Source organism: Mesorhizobium sp. M1163 (assembly GCF_040318415.1).
GTDB lineage: Bacteria > Pseudomonadota > Alphaproteobacteria > Rhizobiales > Rhizobiaceae > Mesorhizobium.
In genome coordinates this window covers 50,290-72,010 of sequence record NZ_JAMYMF010000020.1, presented here as the reverse complement: position 1 = coordinate 72,010, position 21,721 = coordinate 50,290, and the positions used below count along the sequence as shown (strand labels likewise).

The following is a 21,721-nucleotide window of genomic DNA, read 5'->3' as shown; positions in this document are numbered from 1 at the left end:
TGGCGCAGAACGAGGCTAGGTCCCTACCGCGCGAGATTGCATGAACGGGAGATAAGTTGTCCGATTTACGCGAATTTATCCGCGCCGGTCGCGCGGAGTACAAGGCAACGCTCATCGTCAGCGGCGGCACGCTGGTCAATGTCGCGTCGGGCGAGATCTATCCCGCCGACGTCGCCGTCTACAAGGACCGTATCGTCGCTGTCGGACATGTCTCGGAGTATCGCGGGCCCGAGACCGAGATGATCGATGCGACCGGCCATTTCCTCTGCCCCGGCCTGATCGATGGCCACCTCCACGTTGAATGCTCCAAAATGTCGGTCACCAGCTTCGCCAAGGCGGTGGTGCCGCTCGGCACCACTTCGATCGTGTCTGGCTTGGACCAGATCCTCGTGGTGTCCGGCCTCGAAGGCGCGCGCGAATTCCTCGACGAAGCGAAAGGAACTCCCCTCAAGATCTTCTGGGGCGCGCCCTGCAAAACGCCCTATACGCTGCCGCGCTCCAATGTCGGCTACTATTTCGGACCGGACGATCACCGCGCAACCCATTCCTGGCCCGAATGCGTCGGCATATGGGAGACGGTGCGAGAGTTCGTCGACACGATGGACGAACACGTCCTGCAGGCGGTGGAGATCGCCGAAAAGAGCCGCCTGCCGATCCTCGGCTGCTCGCCGATGTGTCGCGGCAATCGATTGAACAGTTACCTGCAGGCCGGCGTGCGCTCCGACCACGAGAGTTACACCGCGGACGAGATGCTGGAAAAGCTGCGCAAGGGCATGCATGTCGTCATTCGCGAGTCCTCCATCTCGCATTTTCTCGAGGAGAACCTGCGCATCGTCACCGAGATGGGGATAGGGGCCACAAACCGCATCAGCTTCTGCACCGACGACGTGGTCGCATCGGACATCCTTGGCCGCGGCCATCTCGACAACATGATCCGCATGGCGGTCACGATGGGAGTTCCGCCACTCACAGCCATCCAGATGGCGACCATCAACGGCGCCGAAGCGCTGCGTATCGGCCAGAAGGTCGGTTCGATCTCGCCCGGGCTCGCCGCCGACATCCTGCTGGTCAAGGATATCGGGGATTTCCGCGTCTCGGCCGTCATCGCCAAGGGAAGGCTTGCCGCGCGCGATGGCAGGCTCGTGGACGATCTCACGCCGCCGGCGCGCAGCACTCTTGTCACCGACACGTTCAAACTTGCGCCCGTTTCACGCGAGGACCTTTTGGTGCGCGCGCCCGAGGCGGTCGACAAGGCGCCAGTGCTGACGATCGCCGTCACGCCCGAACAGATTTTCGTACGCAGGCAGCGCGATGTCGTGCTGCCGGTGCGCGACGGCTATGTCGAGGCCGATCCGTCGCAGGACGTGCAGTATCTCACCGTCGTCGAGCGCTATGGCCGCACCTCCAACCGGCCGGTCGCCTTCGCCTCCGGCTTCGGGCTGCGCTCCGGCGCGCTCGCCACCTCGGCGGCGCCCGACGACAACAACATTGTCTGCCTCGGCACCAACCCCGATGACATGGCATTGGCGATCAACCACATCGTCGAGAACAATGGCGGCCAGGTGGTGACGGACGGCGGTCGCATCGTGTCGTTCCTGCCGCTGCCGATCGGCGGCATCGTGTCGGACCTCGAGCCTTCAGAGATGGCGAAGAAGGAACTGGAACTCGACGATGCGGCACGCGCGCTTGGCTGTACGCTGCCATGGCCCTTCATGTACATGTTCGTACTGCAGATCACCGCGATTCCCGATTTCGCGATAACCGATCTCGGCTTGATCGATTGCGTCAACCTGAAGGTAGTCAATCCGTTGAAACGAGCCTCATAAGCCGGGAACACGACACAAAGGGAGGAAACTATGCTGAAGACATTTCTCGTAGCGGTTTCGTTCGTCGCCGCGACATTGTTGGTGGGCGGCCGCGCGCAGGCCGAGGAGCCGACAAAGCTCAGGATCGCCGGCATTCTTTCTGCCGGCAAGGAAGCACCGTGGGAATCCTCCTTCGTGAGCTCCATGGACCGGATCATCGCCGCCAAGCCGCACGGCCTCGACATCGAGATCAACTACACCGAGAACGTCTACGACAATGCCGAGCAGGTGTTCCGCACCTATGCGGAGACGGGCGAATACGACATATTGTTCGGCGACACCGCCTATGTCGATGCGATCGAAAAGCTGAAAGACGAGTTCCCCGACACGATGTTCGTCATGAGCGGTTCGGGCAATCGCGGCCTCGGTGGCAACGCTTATTGGATATTCATCCATGCGCACGAGCCTGCCTATGTGATGGGACAGCTGGCCGGCAAACTGACCAAGTCAAATGTCGTCAGCGCTGTCTCCACCTTCCCGGCCGAAGACACCAATGACCAGATCAACGCCTTCTTCGCCGGTGCCAAGGAAGTGAACCCGAAGGTGAAGCAGAAGATTAGCTTTATCCAGTCCTGGTTCGATCCGGCCAAATCGAACGAAGCCACCTCGGCGCAGATCGCCGCCGGTGCGGACATGATCTACCAGATGTCGGGCGCCTTCGAGGTGTGCGAGCAGCGCAGTATCGGCTGCTTCGGCAATTATGTCGACATGTCGAAGGTCGCACCGAAGTCGATCATCGCCTCGACCATCGTCAAATGGGATCCGCACATCAACTGGATCATCGACGAGTGGTGGAAGGCAAAGACCACTGGCGCCAAGTTCGACGCCCCGAAGGAAGCGAAGTGGTTCACTTGGCAGGAAGGCTCCGGCGACCTTGCCCTCAATCCGGCATGGGAAGCCAAGATGCCCGACGACGTCAAGGCGCTTACTGCTGAAACGGCCAAAGCTATCCAGAGCGGCGACAAGAAGATCGGGCTCAAATTGGACGAGCCGAAATCGGACTGAAGCGGGAGATCGCCGATCCGAGATGAGCCAAATACCGCGCCTATCGGTCCGGCACCTGACGAAGCGTTTCGCTACGCTTCTCGCCAACGACGACGTCTCGCTCGACGTGATGCCCGGCGAATTGCATTGCCTGCTGGGCGAGAATGGCGCCGGCAAGTCGACGCTGTCGTCCTGCCTTTACGGGCTCTATCAGCCCGACGCCGGCGAAATTCGGGTGGACGGCAAGACCGTCCACCTGCGCTCGCCGGGCGAAGCCATCCGCGCCGGCATCGGCATGGTGCACCAGCATTTCGTTCTCGTTCCCGGCTTCACTGTGCTGGAGAATGTGGCGGTCGGCACCGGCTCCGGCTGGCGGCTCGGCCGGGCCGACGCTCTCTCAAGGATCGAGGCGATCTGTTCCACCTACGGCATCTCGCTCGATCCGCACCGGCCTGTCGCCGATCTTTCCGTCGGCGAGCAGCAATGGCTGGAGATCGTCAAGGCACTCTACACCGGCGCCAGGCTGCTCATCCTGGACGAACCGACGGCGGTGCTCACGCCTGAAGAATCGCGCCGGCTGTTTGCGACGGTCCGGCGGCTCACCACCGAAAGCCTGTCGGTCGTGCTGATCAGCCACAAAATGGCGGAAGTGATGCAGTCCGACCAGGTCAGCGTGCTGCGCAAGGGGAGACTGGTCGGAACAGTTTCAACCTCGGACGTCAGCCGCGACCAGCTCACCACCATGATGGTCGGCCGCCCCGTTGCCTCACCGGCGCGCGCGCGAGATGCGAAAGCGCCCGGCGAGACGGTGCTTTCGGTGCGCGGGCTCACATACCTGCGCGAGCAAAGGGCGGTGCTGGACAATGCGTCTTTCGACATCGCCGGCGGCGAGATCTTCGGCATCGCCGGCGTTTCCGGCAGCGGCCAGGACGAGCTGTTCGAGTGCCTCGCAGGCCTCATCTCGCCCGATCGCGGCACGATCTCCCTCGATGGCGAAGCGCTGCAAGCGAACTCCCCGGCGACGGTAGCGGCCAAAGGCGTCGGCTACGTGCCGAGCGACCGTTTCCGCGACGGCCTCGTTGCCGACCTCGACATCGGCGAGAACCTCGTCCTCGGCCAGCAATGGCAGGCGCGCTGGCGCAAAGGGCCGTTCATCGACGCCGCGGCGCTCGAAGCCAATGCGCGCGCGGCGATCGACGCCTATTCCATTGCAGCAACCGGTCCGTCGGCACTCTCCCGTAAGTTGTCGGGCGGCAACGCGCAGAAGGTCATCCTCGCCCGCGAGTTCGCCAAGGCGAACCGGCTTTTGCTGTGCAACCAGCCGACGCGCGGGCTCGACGTCGGCGCCATCGAGTTCGTCCATCGCGAACTCCGGCGCAAACGCGACGAAGGCTGCGCCATCCTGCTCGCGAGCGAGGAACTTGAGGATCTTTTCGCTCTAAGTCGTCGCATATGCGTGATGTTTCGCGGCCGCATCCTTGCGGTGCTCGATACCGATAAAACCACCTATGACGAAATCGGCAGCTTGATGGCGGGCCACGAGAGCGAGGCTGCGGCATGACCGATTTCAACCTCGTGGAATGGCGCCTCGAGCGTCGACTGGAGAGGCGGCCGACCGCGCTCGTCGTTGCGCTTGCCGCGGCAGGAGCAGCGGCGGTTCTGGTGTGCAGCCTGCTTTTTGCCGCCGCGGGCGCCAGTCCACGGGCGGCTTTCGAAGCTCTCCTGAAGGGCGGCTTTGGGTCGTCGCGCGCCGCCGGCGAAACGCTGGTCAAGGCCACGCCTCTGATCTTTACCGGACTTGCCGCTTGCGTCGCCTTCCGCGCGCGCATCTGGAACATCGGCGCCGAAGGCCAGGTCTTCGCCGGCGCCATGTTTGCCTACTGGTTGCAGCACAACCTCATTGGCTTTTCACCTTTCATCCAAATTCCTGTGGTCATAGTCGGCGGCATTGTCGGCGGAGCACTCTATGCCGGCCTGGCGGGCGTGCTGAAGACCCGCTTTTCGGTCGATGAGGTGATTTCGACCGTTATGCTCAACTACATCATCGTCTATGTCATTTCGCTGCTGCTGCTGCGCGGCCCGTGGAGCGAGGCCGGCGCCTTCTTCGAGCAGACGCCGAAGGTCGATCCGAGCTCGGTGCTTCCCGTGCTGTTTTCCGGTTCGCGACTGCATGCCGGTTTCCTGCTGGCGATCGCAGCGGCTGCCCTGGTCCACATGCTGTTGACGCGCACACCGCTCGGCTACGAGATCAAGGCTGCCGGGTCCAACATGCGCGCGCTCGACGTACAGGGTACCAATACACGACGGCTGATCCTCGTGGTGCTTATGGTTTCCGGCGCGCTTGCCGGGCTCGCAGGCATCACGGAAGTCTATGGCGTGCACTACCGCCTGAAGGCGGGCGTCATAGCAGGCTACGGCTATAGCGGCATCATCGTCGCCATCCTCGGCCAGTTGCATCCGCTTGGCGTCGTCGTCGCCGCGGTGCTGTTCGGCGCGCTGCTCAACGGCGCCACGCTCATGCAGATCAAGACCGGCGTACCCTCAGCGCTGATCTATGCCATCCAGGCGATCCTCCTTTTGTTCTACCTAGCCGGCTGGGCGGCGTGCAATTTCCGCCTACGGAGGGTCGGCCGTGCTTGACGCTCTCTTCCAAGCGTCAATCCTGATCAGCGTGGCGGCGGCGACCATCCGCATCGCCACCCCGCTCCTGCTCGCCGCAATTGGCGAGCTCGTCGCCGAGCGCAGCGGCGTATACAATATGGGTCTCGAAGGCATGATGCTTATGGGCGCGTTCACCGGCTATCTCGCCGCATACGAAAGCGGCTCTCTCTGGCTGGGTGTCCTTGCAGCCGGGTTCACCGGCGCGCTGATGGCGCTCGTGTTCGCCGTGCTGGTGATCACGTTGAAAGTGGAGCAGATCGTCACGGGGCTTGCCGTCAACCTGCTCGGCGCCGGCCTTTCCACCTATTGGCTTCGTTCCGCGTTCGTCGGCCACGGCGAGACGCCGACCATCCCCTTCTTCGCCGACGTGCCGATACCGGGCCTGAGCGATATCCCGGTGCTCGGCCCAATCCTGTTCGACCAGCGGGTGCTGACCTACATCGCCTTCCTAATGGTGCCGCCGGTATGGCTCTTTCTGTTCCGGACGCGCTATGGGCTGATCGTACGTTGCGCTGGCGACAATCCTAAGGCCCTTGATGTTAAGGGGGTGAAGGTGGCCTCGGTCCAGTATGCTGCTGTGGTCTTCGGTGGCGTGATGGCAGGCTTCGCCGGCGCGTTCCTGTCTGTCGGCCAAGCGGCGCGTTTCGTGCCGGACATGACCAACGGACGCGGCTGGCTGGCGATCATCATCGTTATCGCCGGTCTGTGGCGGCCCTACCCGATTTTGGTAGCGGCGCTGGTGTTTTCCTTCCTCGACGCGCTGCAATTGCAAATCCAAGGCATCGGCATCGCCATTCCTTACCAATATATGTTGATGATGCCCTATGTTGCGGCGATCGTGGCGCTGATGATCCGTCGCTCGCGAGCCAGTGCTCCGGCCATGCTGGGCGTGCCGTACACACGGGAATAGGACAGCGCTGTCACCGCCGATTGCGTCCAGCTTGTCGGCCGCTCGCGTCAGCCGAATAAGCTGCCGTTGCATTGCTTCATCGAGCAGGCAGTCGAAATCGAGCGCCTCTCAACCTTGTCTGGAGCTCAGAATGCGAAGCGTGCCGGCTTGATATTTGCAAGGAATGAGGTTTGTTGACGGAAATAACGAATTGTTTGCGTGATTCCGCAATAAACAGCTCATCCGTCCACGCGCCCATTAGACAAGAGGAAAACTCGATGAACGTTTCTCCAGACCAACGCGACCAGGCTGATCTCGTATCAATTACCGCCGACATCGTTTCCGCCTTTGTTTCGAATAATCCCCTGCCGGTCAGCGAGTTGTCGAAGCTGATCGGCGATACCTATGTCGCTTTGCAAGGGATCGGCACAGCTGTGGCTCCGGCCACGGCCAAGCTGGAGCCGGCGGTGTCGATCAAGAAATCAGTCTCGCCAGATTTCATTATCTGCCTGGAGGACGGGAAGAAATTCAAATCCTTGAAGCGGCATATCGGAACGCATTACAATCTGAGCCCTGACCAATACCGCCAGAAATGGAACCTGCCCTCGGATTATCCGATGGTGGCGCCGAACTACGCGGCCACCCGCTCGGCCCTGGCGAAATCAATGGGCCTGGGGCGCAAGGCGGCAACGCCTTCAACGACTGCGGCAGAAAAACCAAAACGAGCTGCTCGCGCGGCAGCAGCGACGACAGTCGCAACCGCAATCAAGGCGCCGCTGAAGAAGGCGCGTAAGGCACCCGTCAAAGCATAGAGTGCTGCACCTGATAAGAGCGTCTATGCAGTGGCGTACCTGACATCGAGAAGCCCCGCCTTTTGGGACGGGGCTCCGTGATCACTCAGCGGCGTCGCGGGACCAGATGAGCTTGTGCTCGTCGAGGGCGAAAAGGGCGAGCACAAGCTCATCTGGTCGCGGTGACCGAACAAGGGCGCTCCGCTCACAGTGGGGCGCCGCTACTCGATCATGTAGCCGAGCGCACGATAGCCAGCGCGTCGTTTTGCGGCCATCCGGGCGAAAACCGGACCCGTCTGATCGACATAGTCCACGACCAGAACATCCCTTTTTCCGTCATGTTCGCGAAGCAGCCGGCCGACATACTCAGTGTCCCCTCCAGGCGATCAGGAACAGCGTGTCGAGTCGGAAATCATCGAAGCCTTTGCCGATGTAGCGGCTTGTCTCGAGGATTAGACGCTCATCGTCATCTGAGACATTGAGTGCCATGCTGGCGGCCTTGCGATCCTTCGCCGACATGCCGCCGCGCGGGACTACAAGGTTTTCACGAATAGCGAGAATCTCTTCTGAAGAGAATCGAGGTGGTCTTTCCGCTCCGTCAGCACGATGTGAGATCGTTTCGCCTCGAGAGATTTCAGAACTGTAGGCGATGCAGTGGTAATTGTCCTCGGATAGTGAGCTGCGCGGGGCAAGCCGCAGGTATCAATTAGCGGATATCTGATCAATGCAGGAGGCGGCCGAAAGGGGCCGCCATATTTCGCCTGGCCTATTCGAAGGAATAGGTAAACCCTTGGCCTGAGGCGCCAACCGTGACCTTCGTCATCTTTTCGCCAGTGAGCGACCGGTTCAGCACGCCGCGGCTCAGTTCCGGAAGAAGCGTGTTGGTTAGGATGGCGTCAATCATTCTGCCGCCGGATTCGATCTCCGTGCAGCGAGTCTTGACCAGATCCATTACACCGTCGCCGATTACCAACTCCGCATCGTTGGTCGCACGCAGCCGGCGAGCAATCTTGGCGAATTGATGACGGGTGATCGCTTCGATCATCGAATCCGAAAGCGGAAAGTAGGGGATGGTCACCACCCGGCCGAGAAAGGCCGCAGGGAAGACTTTCAGCAATGGGCTGCGTAACGCGGTGTCCAGATCGTCGAGCCCTGCCCGGACCGCGCCATTCCTCGTCCGGTCCATGATCACTTCGGAGCCGACATTCGACGTGAGAAGGATCAGCGTGTTCTTGAAGTCGATCCGTCGGCCTTCACTGTCGTCCATCATCCCTTTATCAAAGACCTGGAAGAAGATTTCGTGCACGTCCGGATGCGCCTTCTCGACTTCGTCGAGCAGGATCACCGAATAGGGCTTGCGTCGCACCGCCTCGGTGAGAATTCCGCCCTTGCCGTAGCCGACATAGCCGGGCGGCGCGCCCTTCAAGGTAGAGACCGTATGCGCCTCCTGGAATTCAGACATGTTGATCGAGATCAGGTTCTGCTCTCCGCCGTAGAGCGTTTCGGCCAGTGCCAAGGCGGTTTCGGTCTTGCCTACGCCCGAGGGGCCGCAAAGCAGGAACACACCCACCGGCTTTTCCGGAGCGCCGAGACCGGCGCGGCTGGTCTGTACGCGCTTGGCAATCATCTCCATGGCGTGATCCTGTCCGACAACCCGCTCGGACAGAGTGGACGCGAGCCGCAGCGCCTTCTCGGTCTGACTCGACAGCATCCGCCCCGTCGGTATGCCCGTCCAGTCCTGAACCACGGCCGCTACGGCGTTGCGGTCGACCGATGGTAGGATGAGCGGTGTTTCGCCTTGCGCCTCGGCTAGTTCTCTCATCAGTTCGCGCAGCCGAGCGAGATCGGCAACCGGATCGGGAGGCGGAGTACCACCTGCCGCCGGAGCCTTCGTCCCGGCATTGGACTGTTCGGTCTCCGGCACCTCCCCAATCTCTGTCTCGGTGGCGGCCTCCTGCCCTTCCACGGCATCGAGCGGCAGGCCGTTGCCGCGCAGCCTGACACGCAATTCAAGTATCTCGGCCACCAGCGCCTTTTCGCTCTCCCAGCGCTGCTGCGCGGCTGCGAGCGTGCGTTCTGTCTCGGCAAGTCCGGCTTCGACCCGTGCCTGCCGCTCGGCCACTTCGATGCCGATTGCAGCCTCGCGGCCGATAATGCCGCGCTCGACCTCCAGCGCCTGACGACGGCGCATGATGTCCTCGACCTCGGCCGGCGTGGCGTGCTGCGATACGGCGACACGCGCGCAGGCGGTGTCGAGAAGGCTGACCGCCTTGTCCGGCAACTGCCGCGCCGGGATGTAGCGATGCGACAGGGCGACCGCCGCGTCGATCGCCTCGTCCAATATCTGCACTTCGTGGTGCTGTTCGAGAACGCCGGCTACGCCGCGCAACATAAGGATGGCAACCGATTCCGAAGGCTCGTCGATCTTTATCACCTGGAAGCGGCGGGTCAGTGCCGGGTCTTTCTCGATGTGCTGCTTGTATTCCGACCAGGTCGTTGCCGCTATCGTGCGAAGTTCGCCGCGCGCCAGCGCCGGCTTGAGCAGATTGGCAGCGTCGCCGGTTCCGGCAGCACCACCGGCACCGATCAGCGTATGGGCTTCGTCGATGAAGAGGATGACCGGCGCTTCAGAGGATTGAACTTCCTCGATTACGGCCTTCAGTCGTTTTTCGAATTCACCCTTTACGCTAGCGCCTGCCTGCATCAATCCAACGTCGAGCATGCGCACGCTCACTCCCTGCAGTGGGGGCGGCACATCGCCTTTGGCGATGCGCAGAGCAAAACCCTCCACGACTGCGGTCTTGCCGACACCCGCCTCCCCGGTCAGGATCGGGTTGTTCTGGCGGCGCCGCATCAGTATGTCGACAATCTGCCTGATCTCCGGATCGCGGCCGACGACCGGATCAATCTTTCCGTCGCGGGCGCGCTGAGTCAGGTCGGTGGCATATTTGGCCAGTGCCGAATCCCCGCCCGGAATCCGCCGCGGCGCCTCTGCCGCGGTTACCGCAGGAGAAGCGCCGGCTTCGAGTGAGCCCTCCGTGACATCGGCGAAGCGCGCCACGACGGCGTCGGCGTCAATTTTGTCGAACTCGCCGCTGATCTTCGACAGCAGGCCTTCCAGCACCGGTGTCTTCAGGCAAGCAAGCAGAACATGTGCGCTGCGGACCTCCTCCACGCCGAATTCCAGTGTTGCCAGATTCCATGCCTCCTGGATGGCGTGGAAGATATGGTCGGAAAACTCCTCGATCGAGGTTGCGCCATAAGGCAGCTTGTCCACCGCGCGCGTCATATCGGCCGTAAGTCGGCTCGCATCCAGTCCCGCATCGGCGATCATCATTTGCACATCCGAGCGGTCGGAGAGCACCAGCTGCTCAACGAAGTGGACGAGTTCGACGTAAGGATTGCCACGCAGCTTGGCAGTGTCGGCCGCTGCCTTGAAGGCGCGCAACCCTAGAGGATTGAGCTTGCCGACCAGTTCCTTGCGTTTGAAACTCTGCGATGACCGGCGCTGTTCCATCGAACGTGCTCCTGCACTCTGCAAGTGGATAACCTGCCACATAAGCAGCCGCTTGACAAAGTGCGGGATGAACAAAGGTTTCGATCCCCGATTATGCGGGCTCCCATCATTGGTGGAAGATCCTGCATCGCCGGCTGCAAACAATCACGAGCCTGACATCCCAGGCACGACATTTCCGGCCCAGGCCTAGGCAATCTCGCCCCTCGGATTCCACAATCAAGACAAGGCTGCATTAGCTTTTGTTAATTTTTTCCGCACTCGCTGAATTGTGGAAAAGCGCAACCGTGTGATAACGTAGGGGCAGGTCGGCCTCAGGGCCGGTGACTGGGGGATCGGTGTGATCGACGTCGCACTCTGGCTTGCTCCGCTCGATGGTGAAAATCCGTCGGGAGAGGATTTGCGTAACGATCCGGCGTTTCACGAACTGGAGCGTCTGACGGAGCCTCAGGTCAAGGTTGTCCATGACGGCAACAACAGGCCGGTCTCGCAAAGCACCATTCCCGTCGACTGGCCAGCAGTGCTCACCAAGGCCGAGGAATTGCGCGCGCGTGGCCGCGACTTGCGCCTGATTGTAATTGTCACACGCGCACTGGCCAACGAGCAGGGACTGGCCGGCTTGGCGCAGGGTCTGACGCTTATTGGGCGGACATTCGACCAGCATTGGGAAACCATGCACCCGGCGCTGCGCCCCAACACGTCGCCTCGCGAGGCCGCCTTGCGCCGCATCAACGCGCTGCTCGACCTTCAAAATGGTCAGGACGGGTTGCTGGCCAACCTACGGCAAATGACTTTCTTTGCGCCACGCTCGATCGGGCCGATCAGCGGACGCGACCTGGAACACGCTGCGCTCGACGACCGCGTCATGCTGCAAGAAGCAGCGTCAGGATTGAATGCGGCCGAAAAGGCAGCGCTTGTCAGTGCGCACGGACAACTGTTGAATCGGGTCCGTGCCGGGTGCGCGGCACAGGCGGATCAAGCCAATGAGGAAATGCAGTCGCTCATCGCCAATGCGAGCGCGGCGGTCGCGGCATTGGAAGCCGTCGAGACAGCCCTCAACGCTCGCCTTGAAGGCAGCGGCGGGACCACCATTCCGGAATTAAAACGGTTCCTGCAGCGTTTGCTGACAACCCTCGAGCGCAACTCGGCTGCCGGCGCGATGGCGAATGGCTCGGCAAAGCCGTCCCCTTCGCTTGCAGAACCGGTAATGCCTGCCCGAAACCGTCATGGAGCCGATGCAATGGCAAGTATGGCTAGCCGCGCGGACTCGAGTACCGGACTCCCTGACAGGATTTCTTCGCGCGACGACGTGGTAAAATGCCTGGACCTCGTCGTCGCGTTTTATGACCGCACCGAACCGTCGAGCCCGATTCCCCACCTCGCCCGCCGTGTGCGCCGGATGGTGCATATGGATTTTGTTGAACTGATGGAAGATCTCGCCCCGTCGGGATTGAAGGAGTTCCGACTTCTTGCCGGCGTTCCCGATACCAAGAAGACGGCTCAGAAGGACGAAAGGTAGCAAGCAATGCCAGCCGAAAGCAAAGCCAAGGTCATCGAACGAAATCGCGCGCCGCGGGTGCAGATCGCCTATGACGTGGAAACCTATGGCAGTCCAACGACAATCGAGCTGCCGTTTGTCATGGCCGTCATGGCGGACCTTTCAGGCGCTTCGCAGACCAAGGAAGCGTCGAAGTCGATACTGGACCGCTCCTTTGTCGAGACCGATGCTAACCGTTTCCCGCGTTTCATGGAGGCACTTGGACCACGCGTGAAAGCCCGCGTGAAGAATACGCTGCCCCAGGCCGAAGGCGCCGAGCGGGACGAGGAGCTGGCGCTCGACCTTACCTTCACCAAGATGGGCGATTTCGCGCCGGACAAGATTGCCGAGCAGGTCCCACAGTTGGCCGAAATTCTCAAGATGCGCCGCCAGCTCGAGGAACTTCTCGGCTTCATGGACGGGCGTGTGGATGCCGAAAAGCGCATTGCGCAACTGCTGAACAATGAACCGCTTCTTGGCAAGATCGCCAGCCAGGCACTGGCGGACGACAAGGCAGGGGAATGACCATGGCCGAACAGCAAAAAACCGCCGCCGTCGCCGAGGCGGAAACCATCGATCTCGGAGAATTCAGCGGGCTCCTCGAGAAGGATTTCAAGGTCAAGAAGGACGACAGCGAAAAGCTGCAGCAATTGGTGCGCAATCTCGCACTTGCAGCGCAGACGCGTTCCGATACCACGACCATCTCATCGAATGCGATCAAGTCGATCAAGTCGTTGATCGCCGGTATCGACAAGATGCTTTCCGAACAGGTCAACGAGATCCTGCACGCGCCGGAAGTGCGCGAAATGGAGGGCACATGGCGTGGCCTGTGGTATCTCGTCAACAATACCGAGACCGATCAGAAGCTGAAGATCCGGGTGATGAACATTTCCAAGGAGCAGCTGGCCGATACGCTTGAGGATTATGAGGGCCAGATGTGGGATCAGAGCCCAATCTTCAAGAAAGTCTACACGGACGAGTATTCGATGCTTGGCGGCGAGCCGATCGGCTGTGTGATTGGTGCCTACGAATTTTCCAACCACCCGCGCGACGTCGGTCTGCTGCGCAACATCTCCGGCATCTGCGCCTCAGCGCACACGCCCTTTATCGCAGCCGCCTCTCCGCGCCTGTTCCGTATGGACAGCTGGCAGGAATTGCCGAACCCGCAGGACCTGCAGCAGATCGTCTCCAACCCAGCCTATGCCTCCTGGCAGTCGCTGCGCGAGAGCGAGGATGCACGCTACATCGGCCTGACCATGCCTCGCGTTTTGGCACGGCTGCCGTATGGCACCGATACCGTTCCGGTGAAGGGCTTCACCTTCGAGGAGGAGGTACATGGCGACCATAACAAATATGTTTGGATGAATGCCGCCTTCCCGATGGGCGTGAACATAAACCGCAGCCACAAGCTCTATGGCTGGGGCACGCAGATCCGCGGCGTCGAAAATGGCGGCACCGTCCTCAACCTGCCAGTGCACAGCTTCCCAACCGATGATGGCTCGATAGCGATGAAGTGTCCGACGGAGGTCGCCATCGACGACCGGCGCGAGGCGGAGCTGGCCAAGCTCGGCCTGATGCCCATCCTGCATAGAAAGAACACCGATCTCGCCGCCTTTATTGGCGCCCATTCGCTGCAGGACGACGAGACAAGGGCGGGACGACTGGTCGACCCCGATGCGCAGGCCAACGAGCGGCTGAGCGCCAACCTTCCCTACCTTTTCCCGGTCTCGCGCTTTGCCCACTACCTCAAGGCGATCGCGCGCGACAAGGTCGGTTCGTTCAAGGAGCGCTCCGACATGCAGATCTGGCTGACCGAATGGATCAACCGGTATGTGCTGGCCAACCCGGCCTTTGCCGACGACAAGGCGCGCGCCAAGCGCCCGCTCGCCGCCGCCGAGGTTCAGGTGGACAGCGTGGAGGGGCGCCCCGGCTACTACAATGCCCGCTTCTATCTGCGCCCGCATTATCAGCTGGAGGGTATCAATGCCTCGCTCCGACTGGTTTCGGAACTTCCGTCCGTAAAGACTTGATCTGCAGCAACAACATCTTGGTTTTGAAAGCGGTGGAGAAAGACAATGCCCACAAATACGAAGATTGATGGCTTTCTAAAGGTTCCGGATATCAAGGGTCCAAGCACTCGAGATGGTCATGAAGACGAAATCGAAATCCATGGCGTCGATTACAAGATGATCGCACCCTATGATCCAAATTCGCTCTCGCGCCGAGGTCGTGTGTCCTTGGGTATGATCAAGTTCACCAAGCACTATGACAAGTCTTCGCCCTACCTGAAAAAGGCGCTGTTCGAGAACAAGGCGCTGGACGAAGTCGTGTTTTCGGCACGGCGGACCATTGATGGTGAGACCAAGGATTACCTGGTCGTCACACTCACCGACGCCTCGATCATGGAATACGACATGTCGCAGGCCGAGGATGAGGAAGACCTGATCGAGGAAGAGGTCAGCTTCGCATACAAGAAGATAAAGTTCGTCTACGACGACAACGACGAAATCGAAATGGATGTCTATGTCGGCAAGTGAGGCCCGGCGGCCCGGCGCGGACAAGTCGCTGGGTAGCGGCAGTTCGCGAGCAAAGCGCGAAGCGGTCCAGCCCTCTCTGTGGGACCGCCTCATAAACGATCTGCCGGGCGTGACCTCCGAGATAGACGGACTGCGCCAGGCACTGCAGGACGAGCTTGGCGCGGAGCGGCTGGACAATCTGGTTGCTGCCAGTGCGCGGCTCATCGACGCCGACGCGGAGTTGACGGCCGACCAGAAGCGGCGTCTGCATCGCTTGGCCTTTCAGAGCCAGCACCGCGCTGAAATCGAAAGCCGCGGCGTGGTTGTGTCGGCTCGTGTGCTCAAGGAAGCCGTTCGGCGCGATGTCGAGGCTTTGTTTAACACCGAGCGCTTCGAGGCCGTTCCGCTTCTTTCCGACCTTGAAAGCGAACAGGCCGCGGACAACCCGCCGTCGCTCGCCGATTTTCCGGAGGTGCGTCGCAGCGTCGTCAATTACGGCGTGCCTTCCTTCTCGGGCCGTTCCTCCCGCGACTTTGATCGCGAGGCCCTGGCGCGCGAGATCCGCTCGGTGCTTGCCACCTTCGAGCCGCGTCTCAAGGACAGTGCAACAAAGGTTACGGTAACCCTTGGCGACAAAACCGTGGGCCTGAAGATCGAGATAGATGCGGTGTTGATCATGACGCCGACGCCCGAACGCATGCGCCTGCGCACCACGATCAACCTCGATAACGGCTTGGCTCGGACCGAATTTAGGGAAGCCTGAGATGGATCGGGTCTTCGTAGAATATTACGAGGAGGAACTGACCCATATCCGTGCGCTCGCGGCAGAATTTGCCGACCTGCATCCGGCGGTGGCGCGCAACCTTTCACTAGATACGGTCCCCTGTCCGGACCCCTATGTCGAGCGGCTGCTTGACGGTGTTGCCTTCTTGGCCGCGCGGACCCGGCTCAAGGTTGATGCGGAACGCTCGCGTTTCTCGCGCGCCGTCCTTGATGTTCTCTATCCCGATCTTGTCACGCCGGCGCCGGCAACGGCCATGGTGGTGCTCAAACCCGGCCAGCAAGTCCAGACGATGATTGCGGGCCATGTCGTCAAGCGCAATACGCGGCTGGTCTCCAGCCTCCAGCCTGGCCTGTCGACGCGTTGCACGTTCACGACTGCCCAGGACATAACGCTGTGGCCGATAGCCATCACCTCGGTCGGGTATTTTCAGGATCGCAGCGCCTTGGCGGCAGCCGGCATCACGCGGATCGGCGGTGTCGATGGCGAGGCGGCGCTTCGCATCACGCTGGCCCGTACTGGAAAAGGCAAGCTCGACGAACTGTCGCTCGACCGGCTTGATCTCTACTTTGCCGCGCGCACCAAGGCACCGCTGCTTTTCGATGCGATTTTCGGCGCCTGCTCAGCCGTTGGTGCACGACCGGGAGGCAAGACCAACCCAATATCGGCGTTGCCGGCACCCGAAATGGTCGGCATCAGCGACGACGAGGCTCTGATGCCTCGTACACGTCCGACCTTCGAAGGATATCGTCTTCTGCGCGAACATTTCATGATACCGGAGCGCTTTCACTATGCTCGGGTTTCGGGGTTGCAGCCCATCGTGCGCAGATGCACAGCCGAGCTCGAGATCATCTTCATCTTCAGGCGTCCGGCGCCTGAACTTGCCGATCTGATGGCGGCCGATTTTGAACTTTTCGCAACCCCGATCATCAATCTGTTCGAACGCGAGTGCAACGTCGTCGAGCTCGATCCGCGCAAAACGCGGCAGGTGCTGCATGCCGACCGCACGCGAGCGCGGGACTTCGAAATCTATCGGGTTATCCGCGTCGAGGACGCCGACAGCGAGGGCAGCGACGCCACAATCCCGGAGCTCTTCAGCTTGGGACAGAACCGCGGCAGCGGCTGGGTTTATTCCACCGAACGGCGCCCACGCCGCCCGACGGAGGAGGAACGGCGCGATGGCCTCACCCGCACTTCATACACGGGCGATGACGTTTTCCTGGCGATTTCACGCCCAGCGGAAAGTCCACCGAACCGGCCGCTGAAGCGCGTCGACATCGTGGCGCTCTGCACCAACCGCGATCTGCCGATTCTTGACGACAACCCTACCTTGACGCTGGAAGCCGGCGATCCGGTCGAAACGATCCGGCTTCTCGGCGCATTGCGCCCGCCTCGCCCAGCCATCCCCGCAGCGCTGCCGGCGGGCGCGGCGGGTGAATCGCGAGCCGACAATCTCGCCTGGCGGCTTGTAGCGCAGCTAGCGCTCAACTTTCTAAGCCTTGCAAAGGAAGGTCGCGGCGTCGAGCCGCTGCATGCGCTGCTTGAGCTTTACGCCGACAGGGGAGACCCGAGCCTCGCCCGCAATGTGCACTCGATTGTACGCATCGACTCCCGGTCGGTCATCGAGCGGCTGCAGATCGATGGGCCGATGTGCTTCGGACGAGGCACGGAGGTGACATTGCATGTCGATCAATCGGTCCTGGCGGGGCAAAGCACCTTGCTGCTTTCGGCCCTGCTGGCACGGCTCTTTGCCCGTCATGCCGGGATAAACGGCTTTGTGCGAACCCGCACATGGCTGCTGCAGAAGCAGGAGGATGTGCCATGGCCGATGACGCCCGGCAATCGCTACCTGATCTAGACAAGCCTGGCCGGTCCGAAGAGCTGTCGGATGCGTTCGACTTCTTCGAGCTGTTGCGGCGACTCGAACGGAGAGGCGGGCTGTTCGGCTATTCCGGCCCGCCGGAGCGCGAACCCTCGCGGCTCGGGCAGCATGTCCGTCTCAGCTTTTCCGCCAAGGACTTGGCAGAATTCCGCGAAGCGACTGACAAAGCGCCCGCCCGGGTTACGGTCGCAAACATTGGTCTGATGGGACCTGAAGGTCCGATGCCCCTGCATTTGACGCGCTGGGTGCTAGATCGCCTGTCGCAACGCTGGTTCACAGGCGCCGATGCGCAGCAGACCAGCGACACAACCTTCATGGACTTCGTCAACATTCTTCAGAACCGGATGATCGCGCTGTATTACAGGGCTTGGGCGGATGCGCATCCGGCGGTTCAGGTCGAGCGCGCGGCAGGCGGGCGCGTTCGCGCCATGCTCGAAGCCATGGCGGGGATAGGGCTTCCCGGCACCCACAATCCCGAACTGGACGCCGTGAAGCTGCGCCAGGCAGCTTCGCTTGCCAATCAGGTCGACGGCCCCGAGCGGCTGACGCTGTTCCTGGCGGAGGCGTTCAAGGTGCCGGTCCAGATCAGGGAGTTCATCGCTGCCTGGATGACCATACCAGCCGCGCTCCAGACACGCCTAGGCAAAGCCTACGTAGCGCTCGGCCGGGGAGCAACGATCGGTCCGCGTGTCTTCAACCGTCAAAGCAGGATCGAGCTCCGTGTCGGCCCACTGGGCTACGAGGAGTTCAAGGCGTTCCTGCCGGGCGGTCAGCGCCTCAAATTGTTCAAGCAGGCCGTTAGCGACATGGTCGGCGAATCGCTCGACGTCGATGTGCGCATCGTGCTGGCGCGCGATGCCGTTCCGCCGCCGCGTATTGGAACCGTCCAACTCGCCCGGACCGCGTGGCTTGCGCGGCCCGCTGAAAGGGGCGATGCTGACGACATGCGGCTGCGGACATTAGTCGGCTGGCGGCAGGAAGGGGCGGAGGTCGCGGCATGAGTCTGCTGCTGACGCTGGAGCAAGGGCCACGCACCCAGGCGGTACGGCAGACCCGGCTTGACGAGGGGGAACTGGTGATCGGCCGCAGCGCGGACGCCGGCTGGCAGATCGACGATCCCGACATGTTCGTTTCGCGCGCCCATTGCAGGATCACTGGTGGGCGCGACGGATATTTCGTCACTGATACGTCAAGCAGCGGATTGTTCATAGACGACTCGGACAGCCCGCTCGGTGCCGGCAAGTCGACGCGTCTTCGCAATGGCATGCGGCTGAGACTGGGCGATTACGTCGTATATGTCGATCTGCAGACGCCGAGTGCCCAAGCCACAGCAGCAGCAGCCGCAGGGCCAGTTCCGGAGCGCTCCCCGCCGGCGTCTCGGGCGCCGGTCAGCATCGGCCGTGACGATTTCTTTTCAGCCACCGTGGAAGAAGAGCCGCAGCGGCCACGTCCAGCCGGGCTGCCGAACCCGTTCGAGCAGCCGATCCCGGGTGCGTTCGAACGGGCCAATTCCAGACAGCGCAGCTCGCCTGCTTTCGATGACCCGTTCAGCCTCGATCCGATCGCAACACCCGTATCCAAAGGCACCGCAGGACCAGCCCGCGCGCCCAACCAGACAGACCCATCCGGCCTCGACTCGGGATCGTTCCCCAACGGCTCAACGGAGCCCCCGACGGCAAAGCTGCCGGAATTCAATGACGACTTCGGTTTTGGGCCAGCCGCGGCCCCCAGCCCGGGACGCGATGCGGGCTCGACCGGTCAGCGCGAGCGCGACGCCCAACCACTGCAAGCGGCCAATCCCTGGGACGTGCCCGTGCGAGCGGCAGATGCCCCTCCCCCAATGCGAGCAGGCCCAGCCGGCAGCCCCGCCCGCCAGCCGCCTGCGAGGCAGCACGCCGAAATGGCGCTTCGCACCGCATTCCTGCGCGGCATGGGCATCGCGGAAGCCGATTTTCCCGGACGCGATGCCGTCGCCGAGATGGAGAAGTTCGGCCGCGAATATCGGCTTATGATGGAAGGATTGATGCAGCTGCTACGCAAGCGTGCCGAAGAAAAGGGAAATGCTCGCGTTGCGCAGACAATGGTCGGAGCCTCCGAGGTCAATCCACTCAAGTTTCTGCCGACGGTCGACGACGCTATCGTGACGCTTATCGCCGAACGCAGCCCCGGATTTCTGGCCGGCGAAGCGGCTATCGCGGATGCGGTTCGCGACCTCGCACAACATCACGTACGCGCCTGGCGCGGCGTGCAGGCCGCCTTGCGGCGGATGGTCGACCGTTTTGAGCCGGCAGCCATCGAAGAAGAGCTGAAATCGAGTTCCGCGATCGGCACGCTGTTGTCGGGCGGGCGCGGCGCCAAGCTGTGGGAGCTTTATCAGAAACGCCATCGTGAAATCGCAGAGAGCGCGGAAAAGAGCTTTCTCGGCGAAATCGGCGCCGATTTTCGGGATGCATATGAGGAGGAGTAACACATGATCGATCGACGCGAATTTATCGTTGCCTTGGGTGCGACCGGGCTGCTTACGGCCTGTCAAAGCGCCGGGCCGCCAAAACCGTCGGTCATCACGGTCAAGCTGACAGGGGCGGCCGGTATGAACCCTGGACCAGGCGGCGGCGACCGGCCAGTGACGGTGCTGGTCATGCGGCTGCGCAGCACCGGTAAGTTCAATTCCGCCGACTACTTTGCCTTGCAGGGGGATGCCGGCTCGGCACTGGCAGGTGATCTCATCGGATCCGACCAGATTGCCGTCGCGCCTGGAAAAACCGCGACCAAGACCATTACGGTTGAACCGGATGCGACGGCCCTGGGCTTCGTTGCACTTATCCGTGAGCCTGGCGGGCGAAACTGGCGGACGACCAAATCGGTTTCGCCCGGATCAAACTTTACGATCAATGTCACACTCGGCAGCGGCGGCATTTCCGCCTGACGGCCAAGGCAAGGGGAGCTCGATGCAGAGAGTAGCCGGATGAGCGATGCAAACAGGGTGCTGTGGTCCGAGGGCCTTTTTCTGCGGACCCAGCATTTCCAGCAGCAGGACCGTTTCTTCGAGGCGACTGTGCGCGGCGCGTTGCAGGCCGGCCAGCTGCACACGTTCGGCTTTCAGCAATTGACCCTGGATAAGGCATTGCTCGATGCCGGCCAGATCTCGATCCTGTCTGCACGAGGCATTTTCCCTGACGGAACCCCCTTCTCCATTCCGGATCTGATGGACGCGCCGCGTCCGCTGCCGGTCACCCCGGATACAGGCGCCGGCCCAGTGCTGGTCGCCCTGCCGCTCGAGCCGGCCGGCGGCGTTGGCTTCGATCCCGCGCATGCGCCACCCAGCGGCGCGCGCTATCATGGACGGATCGTTTCGGTGCGCGATGCCGTCCAGGGCGGTTCAGACCCCGAAGAAATCGAAATCGCCCGACCGCAATCGCTGTTGCTTGCACCCGGCAAATCGGTCGGCGGCTATACCGCCCTGCCGATAGCCGACATCAAGGGGGTTCGCGCCGATGGCGGCGTTTCGCTGGACGAGACATTCCTGCCACCGGCCCTGGTTACTGGTGCAGTGGCCTGGTACCGGCAATTGCTTCTGGAAGTCGTCACAGGCCTTGACCAGATCGCCGAGGCGCATGGCAAGATGGTCATGGGCGGGCCAGGGCGCAGCGTCGAAGACCTGTTGATGCTCAACCTCGCCAACGCGGCGCGTCCGCGCCTGGCCCATATGCTGGCGCAGGATGTTTTCCATCCGGCCGAACTCTATCTGGAACTGGCCGGGCTTGCCGGTTCGATGGCGACCTACGGCTCGAGCGCGCGGCGACTGGGCGAGTTGCCGGCTTACGATCACATGGCGCCCGGCCCACCGTTTTCGGCGCTGGCGGATGCATTGCGCTCACTGATCCTGAGCCTGCGTTACATCGAGCCGAAATCGCGCGCGCTGCCCGTCATGCGCCATTCGACCAATGTTTGGAAAATCCGCATCGACAATCCGAAGCTGCTGGTAGCCAGCCGGATCGTCATCAGGGTCGGTTCGGAACTGTCGGAGGACGCGCTACGCAAGATATTCGTCAACCAGGCGACCGTGGGCTCGGCGGATGAGTTCGAGGGCCTGTGGAAGTCCCGCCTGCCCGGCATCCCGCTGAAACCGCTTCATTCGCAACCGCGCGAGATTCCTTACGACGGCGATCGGCTGTGCCTTGAGCTCGACCAGAAAAGCGAGCACTGGGCATCGCTGCTCGGTGCCCCAGGCTTCGTCATTGGCGTTTCGGGTGTACTGCCGAGCGAACCGCAGGTGGACTGCTATTCGGTGAACAGGTGAA

Annotated in this window: 18 protein-coding genes; 16 read left to right on the top strand and 2 right to left on the bottom strand. The window is 61.8% G+C overall.

The genetic code is table 11. The features are described from left to right. The first annotated feature begins 56 nt into the window (after positions 1-56). The 6 genes from NKH43_RS19545 (at position 57) to NKH43_RS19520 (ending at position 7,211) form a co-directional block, all read left to right on the top strand. Positions 57-1,826 carry an adenine deaminase gene (locus NKH43_RS19545; RefSeq protein ID WP_352859475.1) on the top strand — a complete coding sequence of 590 codons (1,770 nt, stop codon included), beginning with the start codon at positions 57-59 and terminating at the stop codon, positions 1,824-1,826. A gap of 30 nt (positions 1,827-1,856) precedes the next feature. Next, on the top strand, positions 1,857-2,870 hold the full coding sequence (locus NKH43_RS19540; protein ID WP_023720352.1) for a BMP family ABC transporter substrate-binding protein: 1,014 nt from the start codon (positions 1,857-1,859) through the stop codon (positions 2,868-2,870). Between the two features lie 22 nt (positions 2,871-2,892). After that, positions 2,893-4,410: an ABC transporter ATP-binding protein gene (locus NKH43_RS19535; protein WP_352859474.1), complete on the top strand. Its 1,518-nt coding sequence runs from the start codon at positions 2,893-2,895 to the stop codon at positions 4,408-4,410. Continuing rightward, the gene (locus NKH43_RS19530; RefSeq protein WP_352859473.1) at positions 4,407-5,489 is read left to right on the top strand and encodes an ABC transporter permease; all 1,083 of its coding nucleotides are present in this window, start codon (positions 4,407-4,409) and stop codon (positions 5,487-5,489) included. Before NKH43_RS19535 ends, NKH43_RS19530 begins: the two co-directional genes overlap by 4 nt. Beyond that, complete coding sequence (locus tag NKH43_RS19525; protein WP_352859472.1) at positions 5,482-6,420, top strand: ABC transporter permease; 939 nt, start codon at positions 5,482-5,484, stop codon at positions 6,418-6,420. The genes NKH43_RS19530 and NKH43_RS19525 overlap by 8 nt, the downstream gene beginning before the upstream one ends. Before the next feature lie 173 nt (positions 6,421-6,593). Further along, complete coding sequence (locus NKH43_RS19520) at positions 6,594-7,211, top strand: Ros/MucR family transcriptional regulator (protein WP_502904705.1); 618 nt, start codon at positions 6,594-6,596, stop codon at positions 7,209-7,211. Positions 7,212-7,556: 345 nt separating this feature from the next. Here NKH43_RS19520 and NKH43_RS19515 read toward each other — a convergent pair whose 3' ends face one another. Together NKH43_RS19515 and tssH are read right to left on the bottom strand one after the other, a co-directional pair. Next, positions 7,557-7,709, bottom strand: a complete 153-nt coding sequence (locus NKH43_RS19515; RefSeq protein ID WP_352859471.1) for a hypothetical protein — start codon at positions 7,707-7,709, stop codon at positions 7,557-7,559. Positions 7,710-7,956: 247 nt separating this feature from the next. Continuing rightward, positions 7,957-10,707: a type VI secretion system ATPase TssH gene (gene tssH / locus NKH43_RS19510; protein WP_352859470.1), complete on the bottom strand. Its 2,751-nt coding sequence runs from the start codon at positions 10,705-10,707 to the stop codon at positions 7,957-7,959. 337 nt (positions 10,708-11,044) lie between these two features. Here tssH and tssA point away from each other — a divergent pair, with 337 nt between their 5' ends. The 10 genes from tssA to tssK are packed head-to-tail and all read left to right on the top strand — an operon-like array spanning position 11,045 to position 21,720. Next, positions 11,045-12,223, top strand: coding sequence for a type VI secretion system protein TssA (gene tssA / locus NKH43_RS19505; RefSeq protein WP_352859469.1), 1,179 nt, complete (start codon positions 11,045-11,047; stop codon positions 12,221-12,223). A 6-nt stretch (positions 12,224-12,229) separates the two neighbouring features. Continuing rightward, positions 12,230-12,766, top strand: a complete 537-nt coding sequence (gene tssB / locus NKH43_RS19500; protein ID WP_352508039.1) for a type VI secretion system contractile sheath small subunit — start codon at positions 12,230-12,232, stop codon at positions 12,764-12,766. A 2-nt stretch (positions 12,767-12,768) separates the two neighbouring features. Then, complete coding sequence (gene tssC, locus NKH43_RS19495; protein ID WP_023720342.1) at positions 12,769-14,271, top strand: type VI secretion system contractile sheath large subunit; 1,503 nt, start codon at positions 12,769-12,771, stop codon at positions 14,269-14,271. Between the two features lie 45 nt (positions 14,272-14,316). Continuing rightward, the gene (locus NKH43_RS19490) at positions 14,317-14,778 is read left to right on the top strand and encodes an Hcp family type VI secretion system effector (protein ID WP_023678576.1); all 462 of its coding nucleotides are present in this window, start codon (positions 14,317-14,319) and stop codon (positions 14,776-14,778) included. Next, complete coding sequence (gene tssE, locus NKH43_RS19485) at positions 14,765-15,520, top strand: type VI secretion system baseplate subunit TssE (RefSeq protein ID WP_023720341.1); 756 nt, start codon at positions 14,765-14,767, stop codon at positions 15,518-15,520. The genes NKH43_RS19490 and tssE overlap by 14 nt, the downstream gene beginning before the upstream one ends. Before the next feature lies 1 nt (position 15,521). After that, a complete protein-coding gene (tssF, locus tag NKH43_RS19480) occupies positions 15,522-17,396 on the top strand; it encodes a type VI secretion system baseplate subunit TssF (RefSeq protein ID WP_352859468.1) in 1,875 nt (624 codons plus the stop codon). Continuing rightward, complete coding sequence (gene tssG / locus NKH43_RS19475; protein WP_352859467.1) at positions 17,360-18,421, top strand: type VI secretion system baseplate subunit TssG; 1,062 nt, start codon at positions 17,360-17,362, stop codon at positions 18,419-18,421. Before tssF ends, tssG begins: the two co-directional genes overlap by 37 nt. Then, the gene (gene tagH / locus NKH43_RS19470) at positions 18,418-19,887 is read left to right on the top strand and encodes a type VI secretion system-associated FHA domain protein TagH (protein ID WP_352859465.1); all 1,470 of its coding nucleotides are present in this window, start codon (positions 18,418-18,420) and stop codon (positions 19,885-19,887) included. The genes tssG and tagH overlap by 4 nt, the downstream gene beginning before the upstream one ends. 3 nt (positions 19,888-19,890) lie before the next feature. Continuing rightward, positions 19,891-20,346, top strand: coding sequence for a type VI secretion system lipoprotein TssJ (tssJ, locus tag NKH43_RS19465; protein WP_023720337.1), 456 nt, complete (start codon positions 19,891-19,893; stop codon positions 20,344-20,346). A gap of 39 nt (positions 20,347-20,385) precedes the next feature. Then, complete coding sequence (gene tssK / locus NKH43_RS19460; protein ID WP_023720336.1) at positions 20,386-21,720, top strand: type VI secretion system baseplate subunit TssK; 1,335 nt, start codon at positions 20,386-20,388, stop codon at positions 21,718-21,720. Position 21,721: the final 1 nt, after the last annotated feature.